Genomic DNA, 18,122 nt, shown 5'->3' with positions numbered 1-18,122 from the left:
CAACAAGAAATTATGCTTTTCTCTCATTATTGACGCTTTATAAATTTTGCTAAATCTTTAAATTTCACTTTGTCGGAGTAATTCATTACACCGTTTACGTAAATGCGGCTTGCAAGCATATTGACGATAGCGATAGTCACCAATAAAATGACTAACGTCACAATAATCTCTACAGTTCCTGCTTCACCCGCTACAAGCCTTGAAAATGTAACCATAGGTGTAAAGAATGGAATATACGAACTAACTACAGCTAATGTACTATTAGGATCAAATAGTGATTTAATACTAATGAAAAATGCTGCTATACCTAACATTGTAATTGGGAACGAAAGAGATTGCACATCCTCAATTTTTGATACAACAGCACCAACCGCTGCATATAACATTGCATATAGTAAGTAGCCCGTAACAAAATATACAACGAACATACTAATTACTACAGCATCCAACTTAGAAAAGTCTAGTGCAAGTCCCACTAAAGATGCATTTTCTAGGTCTACCCACCCTAATAAATATGGTACAAGAAAACCGAGGGAAGCAGTAATAAGTAATAGTAAAGCACTAGAAACAATTGCTAAAATTTTGGCATGTAGCATTGTTAATGGTTTTACTTTCGGAAGCATTAACTCCATAACACGAGACGACTTTTCAGATGCTATCGTCGTCCCAATTGTAGTTCCAAACACAATAATAAACATATATAAGGCAAACGAGAAAACATAGCCAATGCCAAAGGAAGATGCATGATCCTTTACTGCCTCTTGTCTTAACGGAATTTCCATCTGTAACTGCTTTGCTACTTCTGCAGATACATTATTCTTTTCAATCATTACCGCTGTATATTGTTCTTTTAAATAACTCGCCATAAGTGTAGCAGCTGATTGACTCGGAAAACCACTATACATATACGTCACTTCCGGAATACCATTCTTTTCTGTAATACGGAATAGACCGTCTAAATCACCATCTTCTACTTGCTTACGTAACTCATTAAACTTATCCTTATTTTCTACAGTTACTTTAGCAGATGGAAGTAACTTTGTTAAATCACTTTCTTGCACTTTATACGTATCACTTTCCGTTACTACGGCAAATTTATCTTTCCCTTTGTCATTATCAGCAGTGAAATGATTAAACGCAAAAAGTCCAAACACAACTAAAAATAAAATCGCACTCGTAATTAATGATTTTTTAGATAAAAACGCTTCTCTAAAATAAAATGAAAATACGTGAGAAAATTTACGCATCGTTATTTCGCCCTCTCTACAAAGATTTCGTTTAACGTCGGCTCTAACATTTTAAATTGTCGCAAGGTAACACCTTGTTCTTGTAATTGTTGTAAAATCTTTAGAGCTTCTGCATCATCTTGTACTTGCACATAAAGAAGGCCTTGTTGTTTTTCATACGATACATGAATAGATTCTAATCCCTTCTCATTCTCTTCTGTATCTTCAATCGTTAAATTGCGGAAACCGTATTCTTTTTTAATATCACTTAACTGACCTTTTACGACAGCTTCGCCTTTTTTCAAAATACATACATGTTGGCAAAAAGCCTCTACTTGTTCCATACGATGACTAGATAAAATAATTGTCTTTCCGCTTTGTACTTGTTCTTCAATAATGCTAGCTAACATCCCAGCATTAACTGGATCCAGCCCGCTAAATGGTTCATCTAAAATGAGAAGTTCAGGATTATGAAGAAGAGCAGCAATTAATTGAATTTTTTGCTGGTTTCCTTTTGAAAGTTCTCCTGCTGTTTTAAATTTATATTCTGGTATTGCTAATCGCTCTAACCAGTGATCAATAGCGACATCTACTTCTTTCTTCGTCATGCCTTCTAATCTACCAAAATATCGTAACTGGTCTATTACTCTACTTTTCGTATATAAACCTCTTTCTTCTGGTAAATAACCAATTGTTATCCCACTATTCCCAAATGGGTTTCCATCCCATGTAATAGAGCCTTCATTAGGCGTTAATAATCCGAGAAGCATTTTGATTGTCGTAGTTTTTCCTGCACCATTTCGTCCAAGTAATCCTAACACTTCACCTTTTGGCAAAGAAATTTGCAAGCCGTTAACTGCTTTTGATTCCCCAAATAGTTTCGTTAAGTTTTGAATTTGTAAACTCAAAGTATAAAGCCTCCCCTTAGTTTCATTCATACTCTCTTTCAAAGACTATGTTTATTCCGGATAAAATATAGCACTACACTTCATCCTCTTAATATGTAACATCGTCTTAATCCATCATTTGTTCTATTTAGTTAAAATTGTAAATAATATCATTTCATTTGTCAATTATAATTGTCATTTAGACAACTAAACTTGTCAAAATGATTCCCATCATTTTTCCCATCTTTCTAATATAGGACATACTACTATATATACAAAAGACAATATGCAAATGTTCATAAAAAAAATATTATTTTTCGATATATAATATTAAATGATTTTCTAACATCAAGGAGGATACATATGACGATGAAGAGGGGCATTACCACTTTATTATCTGTAGCAGTTCTATCTACATCACTTGTAGCATGTTCAGGAACACCAGAGAAAACAGTGGCAAAAGAAGAAAAAGTAAAATTAACAGACCAGCAATTAATGGCTGATTTATGGTATCAAACAGCTGGTGAAACGAAAGCACTTTACTACCAAGGATACAATATTGGTCAATTGAAGCTTGATGCAACTCTTGCAAAGGGAACAGAAAAAAAACCTGCTATCGTACTTGATTTAGATGAAACTGTTTTAGACAACAGTCCCCATCAAGCCATGAGCGTAAAAACAGGCAAAGGCTATCCGTATAAATGGGATGACTGGATTAATAAGGCTGAAGCCGAAGCCCTTCCAGGCGCAATTGATTTCTTAAAATATACCGAGTCTAAAGGTGTAGATATTTACTACATCTCAAATCGTAAAACGAACCAACTAGATGCAACCATTAAAAATCTTGAGCGTGTAGGTGCTCCTCAAGCAACGAAAGAACATATATTACTACAAGATCCGAAAGAAAAAGGAAAAGAAAAACGACGTGAACTCGTTTCTCAAACACATGATATCATCTTATTCTTCGGTGATAACTTATCTGATTTCACTGGTTTTGATGGAAAGTCTGTAAAAGATCGAAATCAAGCAGTAGCAGATTCAAAAACACAATTTGGTGAGAAATTTATTATTTTCCCTAATCCGATGTATGGTGATTGGGAAGGCGCTTTATATGATTATGATTTCAAAAAATCAGATGCAGAAAAAGATAAAATCCGTCGCGACAACTTAAAATCATTTGATGCAAAATAAAGAGGATGGCATTCGCCATCCTCTTTATTTTACTTTCTCTGTTAAAGGCAAGATAAACACTTCCACCCGTCTATTCTTTGCCTTTCCTTCTTGTGTATCGTTTGGAGCAATTGAACGGTATTCTCCGTAACCAATCGCACTAAATTTTTCTGGTTGTAATTCTTTATTTTGGAGTAATACTTGCATAAAATTAACTGCCCGCTGCGTACTTAATTCCCAATTCGATGCAAACTGCGCATTGGAAATAGGGACATTATCCGTATGACCAGATACTGTAATTTCACGGGGTGACGCTGAAACAAGCAAGCTTGACATCTCTTTTGCAATCCCTAAAGATTCTAATTTCACATCTGCTTTCCCCGAATCAAACAGTACATTTTCTAATATTGTTACCATTAATCCCTTTTCAGTTAATTTAGTTTGAAAAGAAGAGGATAATTGTTTCTCATTAATATATTGATCAATCTTTTTTTGTAATGCTTTCAATTCATCCATTTCTTTTTTTTCTTTTTCTCTAGCTTCTTCTTGTTTTTTTGCTTGTTCTGCCTCAAGGCTACTTGCTGATAATTCCTTTTCATCATTTGGCTTCTGATCGCTTAAAAACTCTTTATTTCCTGTTCCACCTGCTAGTTCGCTTCGAAACGCTACTGCCATCTGTTTGAACTTCGCTGCATCTATACTACTCATTGCGAATAAAACGATAAACAGTGCAAATAACAACGTTAACATATCAGAATATGGGATTAACCAAGTTTCATCGATATGTTCATCATGTTTTTTCTTTTTGCCTCTTCTATTTTTCTTACTCCGCATTTTGTTCTGCTCCTTTTTCTAGCTTTTTACGCTCAGTTGCAGAAAGTGAACCTAAAATGCGGTTCTTCATAATAAACGGATATGTACCTTCTTGTAACATTAATAAACAATCAATGATTAAACGTTTTTTCTCGATTTCAGCTGCAGATTTTTGTTTTAACTTATTTGCAAATGGATGCCATAATACATAACCTGAAAAAATACCAAAAATCGTTGCAATAAACGCACCTGAAATAGCATGTCCTAACTTTTCAATATCAGTTAAATTACCAAGCGCAGCTACAAGACCGATAACAGCACCTAAAACCCCTAATGTTGGTGCATACGTACCAGCTTGAGAAAAAATTGCCGCTCCTTTTGCATGCCTTTCTTCAATTGCTTCTAATTCAGCTTCTAAAATCTGTTCTAAATCTTCTGCAGATACGCCATCAATCACAAACTTCATACCACGCAAAAGAAATTCATCTTGAATTTTGTCTAATTGTTGCTCTAAAGACAAAATACCGTATTTTCTACTTTCAGATGTCCAATGAACAAACAATTCTAGCAACTGTTCATAACTTAAATCCTTTTTATTTGAACCAAAAAGAACTTTAAATAATTTTGGAACTCTTTTTAGTTGATTCATCGGAAATGCGATACATACTGCAGCAAATGTACCGATAAAAATAATTAATGCTGCGGCAGGATTCAATAAGGCATTTACGTCAGCGCCCTTGACGACCATCCCTACTACCACTGCTACAAATCCTAAAATAAGCCCAATAATTGTTGCAAAATCCATTCCCATTCACTCCTAGTCTATACAAGAAGTTCTTCATTCTCGATAATCGCTACATCTTCTTATGTATATATATTACATAAAAAATTCATTTCATGAAAGATAAGAAATGAATTAAATGAAAAAATACTACAATTTCACACATTTTCTGACATTTTCTTTGCATTTCTATTACGTTACGACTCTTATATTTCTTTTTCAACAAACTAGACTTATAATAAAAACAATACATATTTTATTAAGAAAGGACTGTGATTACAAGGCATCATGAAAAAAATAATAATTATTTCTGCCACTACTATTGTAATCGGTATCACTTCTTTCGTTTACTTTGGTTCTAAATCACCACTTCAAAATGAGGCGAAAGCTGTCGAAAGTCAACAGCATAGTAATCACCAAAAAGAAGAGATTCCTGCTTTTCCAAAAGCTGATCATAATGCAAAGAAACTAGACAATGATTTTTCCGTTGTAACAAATCCAGAATCTAATCTTGTCTTAGTTAATAAACATCGAAAACTACCCGACGGATACACACCTGAAGACTTAACAAGACCAAACGTACCATTTACTAGTCCGAAAGATAAAGAAAAAACGCTACTGCGCAAAGATGCTGCAGATGCGCTTGAAAATATGTTTGAAGCGGCAAAGAAAGAAGGACTTGAGCTTACAGCTGTATCTGGTTATCGTTCATACAAACGCCAAAAATCACTACATGATACATACGTTAGACGTCAAGGAAAAGCTGAAGCTGATTCAGTAAGTGCCATTCCTGGTACGAGTGAACATCAAACCGGCTTAGCAATGGATATTAGTTCAAAGTCTGCTAAATTCCAATTAGAGCCTATTTTTGGAGAGACAGCTGAAGGCAAATGGGTGGCAAAACACGCTCATGAATTTGGCTTTGTCATTCGTTATTTAGAAGATAAAACAGAAACAACAGAATATTCATATGAACCGTGGCATTTGCGTTACGTTGGAAATCCATACGCTACATACATATATAAACATCATTTAACATTAGAAGAAGCGATGAAAGACAAAAAATAAGAGAGCAATTTGCTCTCTTATTTTTCTTTTACTCTATCATTGTAGTAATTTTCCCTTCCATTCTTCAGGCCACGGTTCGCCTCTTCCCGTTTTTTTCGATGCTTGAACCATCGTTCCACGACCAACTAAACAAACTTCTCCTGCCGCATTCTTCACCATATAATGTAAATCTAAAGAAGAATTCCCAACTGATCCCGCTTTTACATACACCTTCAACTCTTCATCAAAATATATTTGCTTAATAAAATTACATTGTAAATCTGCAACAACGATCATCGTTTCGGAAGATTCATGCGTCCATTCTTGCATAAATCCAAGTTCTTTAAACAATGCGATACGTGCTTCTTCAAAATAGGTAAAGGCAACGACATTATTTACATGCCCAAACATATCTACTTCACCAAAACGAACTTTTACAGGGTTGTAAAATGAAAAACCACTTTCCCATTGCTCAAAGTCTTCAATATAAGAAATCCTCTTCATTGTTCCCTCTCCCCTTTAATAAACTGAATAAACAGAAAAATAAAGTTATAAATATTGCCTCTTCATGTTGAAGAGGCAATATTTATTAATAGTTATTGTCGCTACCAAAGAAATCTTTGAACGATTGAATTGTTGTATCACGGTTTAATGCCGCAATTGAAGTCGTTAATGGAATACCCTTTGGACATGATTGCACACAGTTTTGAGAGTTACCACAGTTTGCAAGTCCTCCATCTCCCATAATTGCACGTAAGCGATCTGCTTTATGCATTTCACCCGTTGGATGTGAGTTGAATAAACGCGCTTGTGATAACGGTGCTGGTCCAATAAAGTCAGATTTACTGTTCACGTTTGGACATGATTCTAAGCAAACACCACATGTCATACATTTTGAAAGCTCATAAGCCCACTGACGTTTCTTCTCAGGCATTCTTGGCCCTGGTCCTAAGTCATACGTACCATCAATTGGAATCCAAGCTTTAACACGTTTTAGAGCATTAAACATGCGACTACGGTCAACTTGTAAGTCACGTACAACCGGGAATGTCTTCATCGGCTTTAAGCGAATTGGTTGTTCTAATTGATCGATAAGCGCTGTACATGATTGACGAGGTTTTCCGTTAATCACCATCGAACATGCGCCACATACTTCCTCTAAACAGTTCATATCCCATGCAATCGGAGTTGTTTGGCTTCCTTTTGAATCAACAGGATTACGACGAATTTCCATAAGCGCCGAAATAATATTCATATTTGGACGATACGGAATTTCAAACTCCTGGTCAAACGCTTGCGCGTCAGGCCCGTCTTGTCTCGTAATGATGAGGCGGATTGTTTTCTCAGACATGTTGTTTATCCCCCTTCTCTTCACCCTTAGCAGCTACATCGTGTTTTGAAGAATAATCACGTTTACGTGGTTTAATTAACGAAACATCCACGTCTTCGTAATGGAATGCTGGTGCATTTCCTTCTCCTTCAAATTTCGCCATCGTAGTTTTTAAGAAGTTAGCATCATCACGATTTGGGAATTCAGGTTTGTAATGCGCCCCACGGCTCTCATTACGGTTATATGCGCCAATTGTAATAACACGCGCTAACTCAAACATATTTGCAAGTTGGCGTGTAAATGAAGCACCTTGGTTACTCCATCTTGCTGTATCGTTAATGTTAATACGTTTGTAACGAGCCATTAACTCTTCAATTTTCGCATCTGTTTCTAATAACTTTTTATTTTCACGAACTACTGTAACGTTATCTGTCATCCATTCTCCAAGCTCTTTATGAAGAACATACGCATTTTCGTTACCATCGAGCGTTAAAATATTGTTAAATTTCTCTGTTTCGATCAATTCATTTTGTTCATACACAGTAGATGAAACAGCATCAGATGATTTAGTAAGACCTTTCATATACTCAATTGCATTTGGTCCTGCTACCATACCACCGTAAATTGCTGATAATAGTGAGTTCGCACCAAGACGGTTACCACCGTGCATAGAATAATCACACTCACCTGCTGCAAATAAACCTGGAATACTTGTCATCTGCTTATAATCAACCCATAGTCCGCCCATTGAATAGTGAACCGCTGGGAAGATTTTCATTGGTAGTTTACGAGGATCGTCACCTGTAAACTTCTCATAGATTTCAATAATTCCACCTAGTTTAATATCTAGTTCTTTCGGGTCTTTATGAGAAAGATCTAAGTACACCATGTTTTCACCGTTAATACCTAGTTTTTGCTCTACGCAAACATCAAAGATTTCACGCGTTGCAATATCACGAGGTACAAGGTTTCCGTAAGCCGGATATTTCTCTTCTAAGAAGTACCACGGTTTACCATCTTTATATGTCCAAACACGTCCACCTTCACCACGTGCAGATTCACTCATAAGACGTAATTTATCGTCTCCAGGAATTGCCGTTGGGTGAATTTGAATGAACTCACCGTTCGCATAATATGCGCCTTGTTGATATACAGCAGAAGCTGCTGTACCTGTATTGATAATGGAGTTTGTTGATTTTCCGAAGATGATACCAGGGCCCCCTGTTGCCATAATCACGGCATCCGCTCCGAAACTTTTAATCTCCATAGTTTGTAAGTCTTGTGCAACGATTCCTCGGCACACACCTTCATCATCAACAACAGCTCGTAAGAAATCCCAACCTTCATATTTCGTTACAAGTCCTGCTACTTCGTGACGACGTACTTGCTCATCTAATGCGTATAGTAATTGCTGTCCAGTTGTTGCACCAGCAAATGCTGTACGGTGATGTTGCGTTCCACCAAAACGACGGAAATCAAGAAGTCCTTCTTCCGTACGGTTGAACATAACACCCATACGGTCCATTAAATGAATGATACCAGGTGCTGCTTCACACATTGCTTTAACTGGTGGTTGGTTCGCTAAGAAGTCCCCACCATAAATTGTATCGTCAAAGTGGATCCATGGAGAATCCCCTTCACCTTTCGTATTTACGGCACCGTTAATTCCACCTTGGGCACATACAGAATGCGAACGTTTTACTGGTACTAAAGAGAACAGTTCAACATTTACTCCTGCTTCCGCCGCTTTAATCGTTGCCATTAAGCCAGCCAAGCCACCGCCGACTACTATAAGTTTCCCTTTCATGCTCTCCCACTCCTTACTGGTTTGCTAGCTGTGGATCGATGAACGCTAATAATGCACTCACACCTACATAAGATAGACCTAAGAAAATAGCTAATGTTACATAAGTAGAGATTCTTTGTGAACGTGGAGATACTGTAATTCCCCAGCTGATGCAGAATGTCCATAGTCCATTTGCAAAGTGGAAAATTGTTGAAACAACACCAACTAAGTAGAATGCAAACATAGCTGGATTGTTTAAAATATCTGCCATCATATCATAGTTTACCTCTTTACCTAACATTGCTTGAATACGAGTTTCCCAGACATGCCAAGAAATGAAAATCAGTGTAACGATACCTGAAATTCTTTGGAAGACGAACATCCAGTTACGGAAATAACCGTAAGAAACCGCATTGTTCTTAGCTGTAAATGCAATATATAAGCCATATATAGCATGGTACAGTATTGGTAAAAAGATAATGAAAATTTCTAGCGCATACCGGAATGGAAGGAGCTCCATAAAGCCTGCAGCTTTGTTAAAAGCCTCTGCTCCTCGTGTTGCAAAGTTGTTTACAATTAAATGTTGTGTCAAAAAGACACCAACCGGGATGACCCCCATTAATGAGTGCCACTTACGAAACGTATACTCGCGGCCTTTCATGTCCCCATTACCCCCCTTGAATGATTGACTGCTGTTTTCAGATTAGTTTATAGCAATAATGTTTTTTCACTATTGGCATAAGAAAAACTGAAAAAATTATTCGAAATATTTCAGCATAATTTGATACCAAGTTCATTTTACTCCTATTTTTGTCGAAGCGTCAAGAAAACGTATACATAATTTGCATATAATTTGCCAATTCTTTTTTTCTTCTTATATATTCAGATTTCCCCAAAGAAAAATCTGTTTTTATAAATGAGAAATGTTATATAATAATCCCTATAGAAAGAGGGGAATATTTTGAGTAAAAATACAATCGATACAACATCTTTAGAAGATGTTTCATTGAACGCCTTTGCTTATGAATTGCTACGTGAAGAATTACTACCTGATTTAATCGGTAACGATTTAGATGGTATTTTATACTGGTCCGGTAGAAACCTTGCAAGAAAATATCCACTAGAAACAATTGAAGAAGTCATTCAGTTCTTTGAAAAAGCTGGCTGGGGAACTTTAAGCATTATTGAACATAAGCGTCGTGAAATGCAGTTCCAACTTAAAGGCACACTCATTGCTGAACGTCAAAAACAAAAAAGACATTCTTCTTATCAATTAGAAGCTGGATTCATCGCTGAACAAATTCAAAAGCAACGTAACGTCGTTGCAGAGTCCTACGAAGAAAAGAAAAAACGTTCAGACTCTATTACATTTCTTGTGAAATGGGATATAAAAGATCTCATTGAAGTGTAGCATTACCTGCAGTCAACTAGACATATAAGTTTAGTTGACTTTTTTGTATTTTCATTCATTTGAATTTATTTTAAATCTTCAGAAATTATACCAAAAAATAGAAGACGTTGTAAACTACAACGTCTTCTTATCCGCTAAATAAGTATAAATCGTCTCTGCGACATTTTTCGGCATACCCGCTTCGACAAATTCTCCCACAGAAGCTTCTTTCATCTTCTTTAATGAACCAAAATGTTTTAACAATACCTTTTTTCGTTTATCACCGATTCCTGGAATATCATCCAGTGCTGATTGAATGACAGATTTTCCGTGTAATTGACGATGGAATGTAATCGCAAATCGATGCACTTCATCTTGAATGCGCTGCAATAAATAAAATTCTTGGCTATTTCTCTCAAGCATCACAGGTTCAGGTGGATCTCCAATAATTAAATGGGATGTTTTATGTTTGTCATCTTTTACAAGCCCTGCCATCGGAATGTATAAACCTAGCTCATTTTCTAGAATATCACTTGCAGCCGCCAGATGACCTTTTCCGCCATCAATAATGATTAAATCTGGCAAAGGTAAACTCTCTTTCAGTGCCCTTGTATAACGGCGTCTCACAACTTCTCTCATAGACTCATAATCATCTGGTCCTTGAACCGTCTTAATTTTATATTTCCTATATTCTTTCTTAGCTGGCTTCCCATCAATAAAAGCAATCATAGCAGAAACAGGATTTGTACCTTGAATATTTGAGTTATCAAACGCTTCAATACGGTAAGGCGTTTCAATGCCGAGCTGCTTCCCTAAATTTTCTACAGCTTTAATCGTTCGCTCTTCATCACGTTCAATTAAATAGAATTTCTCTTCAAGAGCAATCTTCGCATTTTTATTTGCCAGTTCTACAAGATCTTTTTTCTTACCTCGTTTTGGCTGTGTCGCTTCCACTTCTAAAAAGCGCTCTACTAATTCTGAGTCTATACTTCCTGGAACGACAATTTCCTTCGGCTTAAAGTGACTGCTGTTTTCATAAAATTGACCGATAAACGTTAAGAATCCCTCTTCTGGTTCATCGTATATTGGAAACATAGAAACATCACGTTCGATTAGCTTTCCTTTTCGAACGAAGAAAACTTGAACACACATCCACCCTTTATCAACTGCATACCCAAACACATCACGATCCACTAAATCACTCATAATCATCTTTTGTTTTTCCATAATCGCATCGATATGAGCGATTTGATCACGTAACTCTTTTGCACGTTCAAACTCTAGTTTCTCTGAAGCTTCATACATTTTTGTTTCTAATTCTGAACGAACTTCTTTATGTCCACCATTTAAAAACTTAATAATTTCATCTACAATTTCTTTGTTTTGTTCTTCTGTCACTTCTTTCACACAAGGTGCTAAACATTGACCCATATGATAATATAAACAAACTTTATCGGGCATATTTGAGCACTTACGAAGCGGATACATACGATCTAGCAGTTTTTTTGTTTCATGAGCTGATTGTGCATTCGGGTAAGGGCCAAAATACTTTCCCTTATCCTTTTTTACATTTCGCGTAATAAGTAATCGCGGCTGTTTCTCAGCTGTAATTTTAATAAAAGGATATGTTTTATCATCTTTTAATTGAATATTATATTTTGGATCATGTTTCTTTATTAAGTTTAACTCTAAAATGAGAGCCTCTAGATTTGAAGAGGTTACAATATATTCAAAATCTACAATTTCTCCTACTAGCCGAAGTGTTTTCCCGTCATGCGAACCAGTAAAGTACGAGCGCACACGATTTTTAAGCACTTTTGCCTTTCCGACATATATAACCGTTCCTTGCTTATCTTTCATTAAATAACAACCAGGTTGATCTGGTAAAATAGCCAACTTCTCTTTTAAATGTTCGTGCACTCGTTACCCTCCATTTCTACATGCTTAGCATTTTTATTTTCACATGAAAACATACTATGCCAAAACACCCAACATACGTTCTTTTATTGTAACGGAAAGGTGTAAAAAAGGAAAATAAAAAAAGCTACCAAATGGTAGCCCTTTTATTTTAGAAGTGTTTAGAAACTAATTCTACTAACGCTTCTTTCGGTTTGTAACCTAACGCTTGATCAACTACTTTACCGTCTTTTAATACGAAAAGAGCTGGAATACTCATTACTTCGAATTGACGCGCAGTTTCTTGGTTTTCATCCACGTCTACTTTTACTACTTTTACTTTTTCGCCTAGTTCTGCATCAATTTCCTCTAATACAGGAGCGATCATTTTACAAGGTCCACACCAAGGTGCCCAGAAATCTAATAATACAACACCTTCGCTAGTTTCAGCTGCGAAGCTTTGGTCATTTGCGTTTACAATTGCCATTTTATTTCCTCCTTCAAGTATATTCTACCAAGAGTATATCATTAACTTATATACGTGGCGAATAATATGTATCGTTATGTATTGTAACAAAAAAGTGTTCCTTTATACTATATAAAAATACGGATTAAATACTAAAAAGATGAGAGACAGGGGATCTCTCACCTTTTTCTATATATAGGGGTACTTCACTTGGAACTCAAGGGTACTCAAATCATGAATGTACTTTTAACTTTTTAAACTCTTCTGTTAAAAGAGGTACGACTTCAAATAAATCGCCAACAATGCCATAGTCAGCTACTTTGAAGATACTTGCTTCTGGGTCTTTATTAATCGCAACGATTATTTTTGAGTTAGACATACCAGCTAAATGCTGAATCGCACCAGAAATACCGCATGCAATGTATAGGTCTGGCGTAACAACTTTACCAGTTTGACCAATTTGTAATGAGTAATCACAGTACTCAGCGTCACAAGCACCACGAGATGCCCCAACAGCGCCGCCTAGTACGTCAGCTAACTCTTTTAATGGTTTAAATCCGTCTTCACTCTTCACACCACGTCCGCCCGCGATAATCACTTTCGCTTCAGAAAGATCAACACCTTCTGCTGTTTTACGGACAACATCTTGGATGATTGTACGTAGGTCTTTCACATCTACTGTAATAGAAGATACGTCACCACTGCGAGACTCATCTTTTTCAAGTGTTGCAATGTTATTTGGACGCACTGTTGCAAATAATATACCATCAGTTACAATCTTCTTCTCGAATGCTTTACCAGAGTAGATTGGACGAGTGAAGATCACATTTCCACCCTCAACTTCTAAAGCAGTTACGTCAGAAACTAGACCAGCTTCAAGCTTCGCTGCTAATTTTGGTGATAAATCTTTACCAAGTGCTGTATGTCCAAATACAATACCTTCTGGATTTTCTTCAGCATATACAGCTAAAAATGCTTGTGCATAACCATCAGATGTATATGATTTTAATTTATCATTTTCAACTGTCACAACGCGATCTGCACCGTAATGAATCAATTCATTTGCAAAAGAAGCAACGCTGTCTCCAACTAGAAGACCTACTACTTCACCGCCTTCTGCAATTGTTTTTGCTGCCGCTACCGCTTCAAACGAAACGTTACGTAGCGATCCATCACGAACCTCACCCATTACTAATACTTTACGAGCCATAGATTTTCCCTCCTGCATATATAATTTCGTATTTTATTAGATTACTTTCGCTTCTGTATGGAGCAACGATACAAGTTCTTTTACTTGATCTTGCAGCTCGCCTTGTAACACTTTTCCTGCATCTTTCTTAGGAGGCAAATAGATTTCAATTGTTTTTGTCTTTGCTTCCACATCATCTTCTTCTAAATCTAAATCATCTAACTCTACTTCCTCTAGTGGCTTTTTCTTCGCCTTCATAATACCTGGAAGTGATGGATAACGAGGTTCATTTAAACCTTGTTGTGCTGTTACTAATACTGGTAATGATGTTTCAATTACTTCTGTATCACCTTCAACGTCACGTTCAATTTTCACGTTTGTACCGTCAATCTCAAGTTTTGTAATTGTCGTTACGTACGGAATATTTAATGCTTCAGCTACGCGTGGACCAACTTGTCCAGATGCACCATCAATTGCAACGTTTCCGCCTAAAATTAAATCTGCATCTTTATCTTTTAAATATTCAGCAAGAACTTTTGCTGTCGTGAACTGGTCACCATTTTCCACATCATCTTCAATATTAATTAATACCGCTTTATCACAGCCCATCGCTAATGCTGTACGAAGTTCTTTCTCACTATCTTCGCCACCGACTGTTACAACAGTAACTTCTCCACCTTGTGCGTCTCTTACTTGAATTGCTTCTTCAATCGCATATTCATCGTAAGGGTTGATGATGAATTCCGCTTCGCCATCGTAAATTGCACCGTTTTTAATTACGATTTTTTCTTCTGTATCAAATGTTCGTTTCATGAGTACGTAGATGTTCATTCCATTTACCCCCTTGTTTTTCAGAAAGATTCTATCAATTTTAATTTTCTGTTAATTTATATTAAAAAAATAATTGAACTACCTGCCACTAAATGAAGGCTTACGTTTTTCTAAAAACGCTGCTACACCTTCTCTTCCATCTTCACTCGTAAATACTTCACCAAAGATTTGAGCTTCGCGTTGTACACCTTCATAATAATGAGACGATTTCGTCGTTTGCAATAACTCTAGTACAGCACGAGTTGTCGCTGGGCTTTTTCCAGCAATCTGTTTTGCAACTTTAAGCGTATCATCTAAAAATGTTTCTTCAGCAAAAACTCCGTTAACAAGTCCCCATTTTAATGCTTCTGCACCAGTAATCGGTGTACTTGTTAACATCATTTCACAAGCTTTCGCTTTCCCAACATAACGTGGTAATCGCTGTGTACCTGCAAATCCAGGAATTAATCCAAGTGTTAATTCAGGTAAACCAAGTTTTGTACTTTCAGTTGCAAAGCGCATGTGGCAAGACATAGCAAACTCAAGGCCGCCGCCAAGTGCCGCTCCATGAATTGCCGCGATAACTGGTTTTGAACATTTTTCAACACGCTCAAACGTAACTTGTCCAAGCTGTGCTAATTCTGTCGCTTGCTTCGCTTCAGTAACAGATGTAAATTCTTTAATATCTGCTCCTGCCGAGAAGAAGCGCCCTTCACCGTGAATAACAACAACACGAATGTTATCATCCTTCTCCACTTGATCAATTAATTCAGTAACGTCATGCATAACTTGTGAAGACATCGCGTTAGCCGGCGCATGATTTAACGTTGCCACCGCGATATGATCTTCAACTCTTACAGATAGGAATTTCAACATGATCCCTCCCATTATTGACGATAACCACAAGCTGCAATAAGTAGCCCGTGTACCGTTTTTGAAAGTGCGACCAGATCATACTTATGATCGCTCATTACCCAATTGGTCACAACTTCATCTACTGTTCCAAAGATCATTTGTCTTGCCACGCGAACATTTAAATCCGCTTGGAATTCACCTTGCTTTATACCTGTCTCTAAAATCTCATCCATAACTTGTAAGTAGCCTTTTAATACTTCATTTATTTTCAGGCGTAAGTCTTGATTGGACTGTCTTAGCTCTAATTGCGTAACGATAGCAAGAGGATCATTTTGTGACAACAGCAAGAAGTGCGTTTCTACCAACATGAATAACTTCGATACAGCGCTTTCAATTCCTGCTGTTTTTTGACGAATTGTTTCGACAAATTCTCCCATTTTCTCTTGGAATAAGGATATTAATATATCTTCTTTATTTTTAAAATATAAATAAATCGTGCCATCAGCTACCCCAGCTTGCTTTGCAATTTTAGAAACTTGCGCTTGGTGGTACCCATTCTCCGCAATCACAATGACTGCCGCATCAATAATTTGATTGTATTTCGGTCTATTTTTCCTCACTTTACTGTCCCCTTCAAGAAGATGACTGAATGAATAGTCATTCATATTCTTATAATACTGACTATTTAGAAAAGTGTCAATCCTATTTTTTCAAAAAGAAAGGGCCTTAGCCCGTTTGCTCATCCTCATTCTTTCTTTTCTCTTCATCAATTAAGACACGTCGTAAGATTTTTCCGACTGTCGTTTTCGGCAGTTCATCTCTAAACTCATATACTTTAGGCACTTTATAGGCTGCTAAATATTTACGTGCAAACTGGTTTAATTCTTCCTCTGAACACTCCGCACCTTCTTTTAACACAACAAATGCTTTAACCGTCTCTCCTCGGTACGGATCTGGAACACCAATTGTCACTACTTCTTGCACCTTTTCATGTTCATATAACACTTCTTCTACTTCACGAGGATATACGTTAAAACCGCTAGCAACAATCATATCTTTCTTACGATCTTTCACATAGAAGAATCCATCTTCATCCATGTAACCAACATCCCCTGTATGAAGCCAACCATCTTGCAATACAGCCGCTGTTTCCTCTGGCTTATTCCAATAACCTTTCATAATTTGAGGACCTTTAACAACTATTTCACCAATTTCACCTGGAGGTAATGCCTCACCAGTTTCAAGCGACATAATTATCGCTTCGGTATCTGGCCATGGAACTCCAATACTACCTGGTACTCGCTTTTCCCATAAAAAATTACTATGTGTAACCGGAGATGATTCTGTTAAACCGTATCCCTCTACTAGTTTACCACCTGTAACTGTTTCAAACTTTTCCTGTACTTCTACTGGAAGTGGTGCTGAGCCACTAATACAAGCACGAATGGAAGAGATATCGTATTGTTTTAAAAGTGAGCTATTTAAAAGAGCGATATAAATAGTTGGTGCCCCTGGGAACAATGTCACTTTATGCTTCTTAATCGCTTCAAAAACCATTTTCATATCAAACTTTGGAATCAAAACCATTTTGTATCCTTGCATAACACTCAAATTCATGACAGCCGTCATGCCGTATACGTGGAAAAACGGAAGAACTCCAAGAATAACTTCTTCTCCTTCTTTGCAATTATATAACCAGTGAACCCCCATCAACGTGTTAGAAACAAGGTTTTTATGCGTTAACATAACTCCTTTCGGAAATCCAGTTGTTCCTCCTGTGTACTGTAAAAGAGCGAGATCATTTTCAGGATCACAAGGCACTTCAACATCCGTATTCACTTCTATTTCTACTGAGTTCCAAAGATGAGTCGTTTCACTCTCTGATACTTTCACAACTAAATTCGACTGTTTTTTCTGCACAAATGGATACAATAGATTTTTAGGGAAGGGTAAAAAGTCCGCAATACGGGTTACGATAATATGTTCAATTTTTGTAGCAGATTGAACATTCGTTACTCTTGGAAACACTAAATCGAGACAAAGAATTACTTTTGCTCCCGAATCATGAAGCTGGTATTCTAATTCCCTTTCTGTATACAGTGGATTTGTTTGTACTACGATACCTCCCGCAAGTAATGTACCGTAATAGCCAATTACAGCTTGTGGACAGTTCGGCAACATAATAGCAACTCGATCACCCTTTTCCACACCGAGCTTTTGAAGATAATTTGCAAACCTCTTCACCTTATCATGGAAGTCTGAAAATGTAATATCCTTCCCCAAAAAGTGAAGCGCTTTCTTTTCTGGATAACGAGAAGCCATCTGTTCTACATATCTATGAAGCGGCTGAATATCATAAGAAATCGTACTCGGAATTTCCTCTGGATAACTTTTCAACCATGGTTTTTCCACCTTCATTCCCCCTTCAAATACATAAAAAATAAATGAATGTTCATTCATGATGGTTGTTTTCATT

General features: G+C 36.8%; 18 protein-coding genes. 3 read left to right on the top strand and 15 right to left on the bottom strand.

Annotated elements, in window-relative coordinates; translation table 11 throughout:
• Positions 1-26: 26 nt before the first annotated feature.
• Positions 27-1,247, bottom strand: a complete 1,221-nt coding sequence (locus DN390_RS04235) for an ABC transporter permease (protein WP_147806679.1) — start codon at positions 1,245-1,247, stop codon at positions 27-29.
• A 2-nt stretch (positions 1,248-1,249) separates the two neighbouring features.
• The gene (locus DN390_RS04230; RefSeq protein WP_147806678.1) at positions 1,250-2,134 is read right to left on the bottom strand and encodes an ABC transporter ATP-binding protein; all 885 of its coding nucleotides are present in this window, start codon (positions 2,132-2,134) and stop codon (positions 1,250-1,252) included.
• A 342-nt stretch (positions 2,135-2,476) separates the two neighbouring features.
• On the opposite strand from DN390_RS04230, the gene DN390_RS04225 reads away from it, so the two are divergent.
• Positions 2,477-3,304, top strand: a complete 828-nt coding sequence (locus DN390_RS04225) for a 5'-nucleotidase, lipoprotein e(P4) family (protein WP_147806677.1) — start codon at positions 2,477-2,479, stop codon at positions 3,302-3,304.
• Between the two features lie 24 nt (positions 3,305-3,328).
• On the opposite strand, the gene motB is transcribed toward DN390_RS04225, so the two are convergent.
• Together motB and motA are read right to left on the bottom strand one after the other, a co-directional pair.
• Positions 3,329-4,117, bottom strand: coding sequence for a flagellar motor protein MotB (gene motB / locus DN390_RS04220; protein ID WP_147806676.1), 789 nt, complete (start codon positions 4,115-4,117; stop codon positions 3,329-3,331).
• Positions 4,107-4,901 carry a flagellar motor stator protein MotA gene (gene motA, locus DN390_RS04215; protein WP_060632446.1) on the bottom strand — a complete coding sequence of 265 codons (795 nt, stop codon included), beginning with the start codon at positions 4,899-4,901 and terminating at the stop codon, positions 4,107-4,109. The genes motB and motA overlap by 11 nt, the downstream gene beginning before the upstream one ends.
• Positions 4,902-5,165: 264 nt before the next feature.
• Between motA and DN390_RS04210 the strand changes: the two genes are divergently transcribed.
• The gene (locus DN390_RS04210; RefSeq protein ID WP_147806675.1) at positions 5,166-5,945 is read left to right on the top strand and encodes a M15 family metallopeptidase; all 780 of its coding nucleotides are present in this window, start codon (positions 5,166-5,168) and stop codon (positions 5,943-5,945) included.
• A gap of 36 nt (positions 5,946-5,981) precedes the next feature.
• Here DN390_RS04210 and DN390_RS04205 read toward each other — a convergent pair whose 3' ends face one another.
• The 4 genes from DN390_RS04205 to sdhC form a co-directional block, all read right to left on the bottom strand.
• A complete protein-coding gene (locus DN390_RS04205; RefSeq protein WP_147806674.1) occupies positions 5,982-6,428 on the bottom strand; it encodes an acyl-CoA thioesterase in 447 nt (148 codons plus the stop codon).
• Between the two features lie 85 nt (positions 6,429-6,513).
• Positions 6,514-7,275: a succinate dehydrogenase iron-sulfur subunit gene (gene sdhB, locus DN390_RS04200; RefSeq protein WP_060632449.1), complete on the bottom strand. Its 762-nt coding sequence runs from the start codon at positions 7,273-7,275 to the stop codon at positions 6,514-6,516.
• Positions 7,268-9,061: a succinate dehydrogenase flavoprotein subunit gene (gene sdhA / locus DN390_RS04195; protein ID WP_060632450.1), complete on the bottom strand. Its 1,794-nt coding sequence runs from the start codon at positions 9,059-9,061 to the stop codon at positions 7,268-7,270. The genes sdhB and sdhA overlap by 8 nt, the downstream gene beginning before the upstream one ends.
• 13 nt (positions 9,062-9,074) lie before the next feature.
• On the bottom strand, positions 9,075-9,701 hold the full coding sequence (gene sdhC, locus DN390_RS04190) for a succinate dehydrogenase cytochrome B558 (RefSeq protein ID WP_000678354.1): 627 nt from the start codon (positions 9,699-9,701) through the stop codon (positions 9,075-9,077).
• A 300-nt stretch (positions 9,702-10,001) separates the two neighbouring features.
• On the opposite strand from sdhC, the gene DN390_RS04185 reads away from it, so the two are divergent.
• Positions 10,002-10,451: a YslB family protein gene (locus DN390_RS04185; RefSeq protein WP_000042224.1), complete on the top strand. Its 450-nt coding sequence runs from the start codon at positions 10,002-10,004 to the stop codon at positions 10,449-10,451.
• A gap of 114 nt (positions 10,452-10,565) precedes the next feature.
• On the opposite strand, the gene uvrC is transcribed toward DN390_RS04185, so the two are convergent.
• From uvrC to DN390_RS04150, 7 genes are all read right to left on the bottom strand, one after another.
• Positions 10,566-12,350, bottom strand: coding sequence for an excinuclease ABC subunit C (gene uvrC / locus DN390_RS04180; RefSeq protein WP_097951087.1), 1,785 nt, complete (start codon positions 12,348-12,350; stop codon positions 10,566-10,568).
• A gap of 148 nt (positions 12,351-12,498) precedes the next feature.
• Positions 12,499-12,813: a thioredoxin gene (gene trxA, locus DN390_RS04175; protein WP_001018943.1), complete on the bottom strand. Its 315-nt coding sequence runs from the start codon at positions 12,811-12,813 to the stop codon at positions 12,499-12,501.
• Between the two features lie 211 nt (positions 12,814-13,024).
• A complete protein-coding gene (etfA, locus tag DN390_RS04170) occupies positions 13,025-14,002 on the bottom strand; it encodes an electron transfer flavoprotein subunit alpha (RefSeq protein WP_000101963.1) in 978 nt (325 codons plus the stop codon).
• Between the two features lie 36 nt (positions 14,003-14,038).
• Entirely contained in the window at positions 14,039-14,812 is a 774-nt protein-coding gene (gene etfB / locus DN390_RS04165) for an electron transfer flavoprotein subunit beta (RefSeq protein WP_001029031.1), read from the bottom strand.
• A 78-nt stretch (positions 14,813-14,890) separates the two neighbouring features.
• Positions 14,891-15,667 (bottom strand): enoyl-CoA hydratase, encoded by a 777-nt coding sequence (locus DN390_RS04160; protein ID WP_060632452.1) that lies wholly within the window; start codon positions 15,665-15,667, stop codon positions 14,891-14,893.
• 11 nt (positions 15,668-15,678) lie between these two features.
• Positions 15,679-16,266: a TetR/AcrR family transcriptional regulator gene (locus DN390_RS04155; protein WP_080468722.1), complete on the bottom strand. Its 588-nt coding sequence runs from the start codon at positions 16,264-16,266 to the stop codon at positions 15,679-15,681.
• Positions 16,267-16,372: 106 nt separating this feature from the next.
• Positions 16,373-18,058, bottom strand: a complete 1,686-nt coding sequence (locus DN390_RS04150; RefSeq protein WP_147806673.1) for a long-chain-fatty-acid--CoA ligase — start codon at positions 18,056-18,058, stop codon at positions 16,373-16,375.
• Between the last annotated feature and the right edge of the window lie 64 nt (positions 18,059-18,122).

The sequence above is a fragment of the Bacillus sp. SH7-1 genome, from assembly GCF_008042405.1.
GTDB lineage: Bacteria > Bacillota > Bacilli > Bacillales > Bacillaceae_G > Bacillus_A > Bacillus_A thuringiensis_N.
The sequence above is the reverse complement of the archived record's forward strand: the minus strand, read 5'-3'. Positions and strand labels throughout refer to the sequence as shown.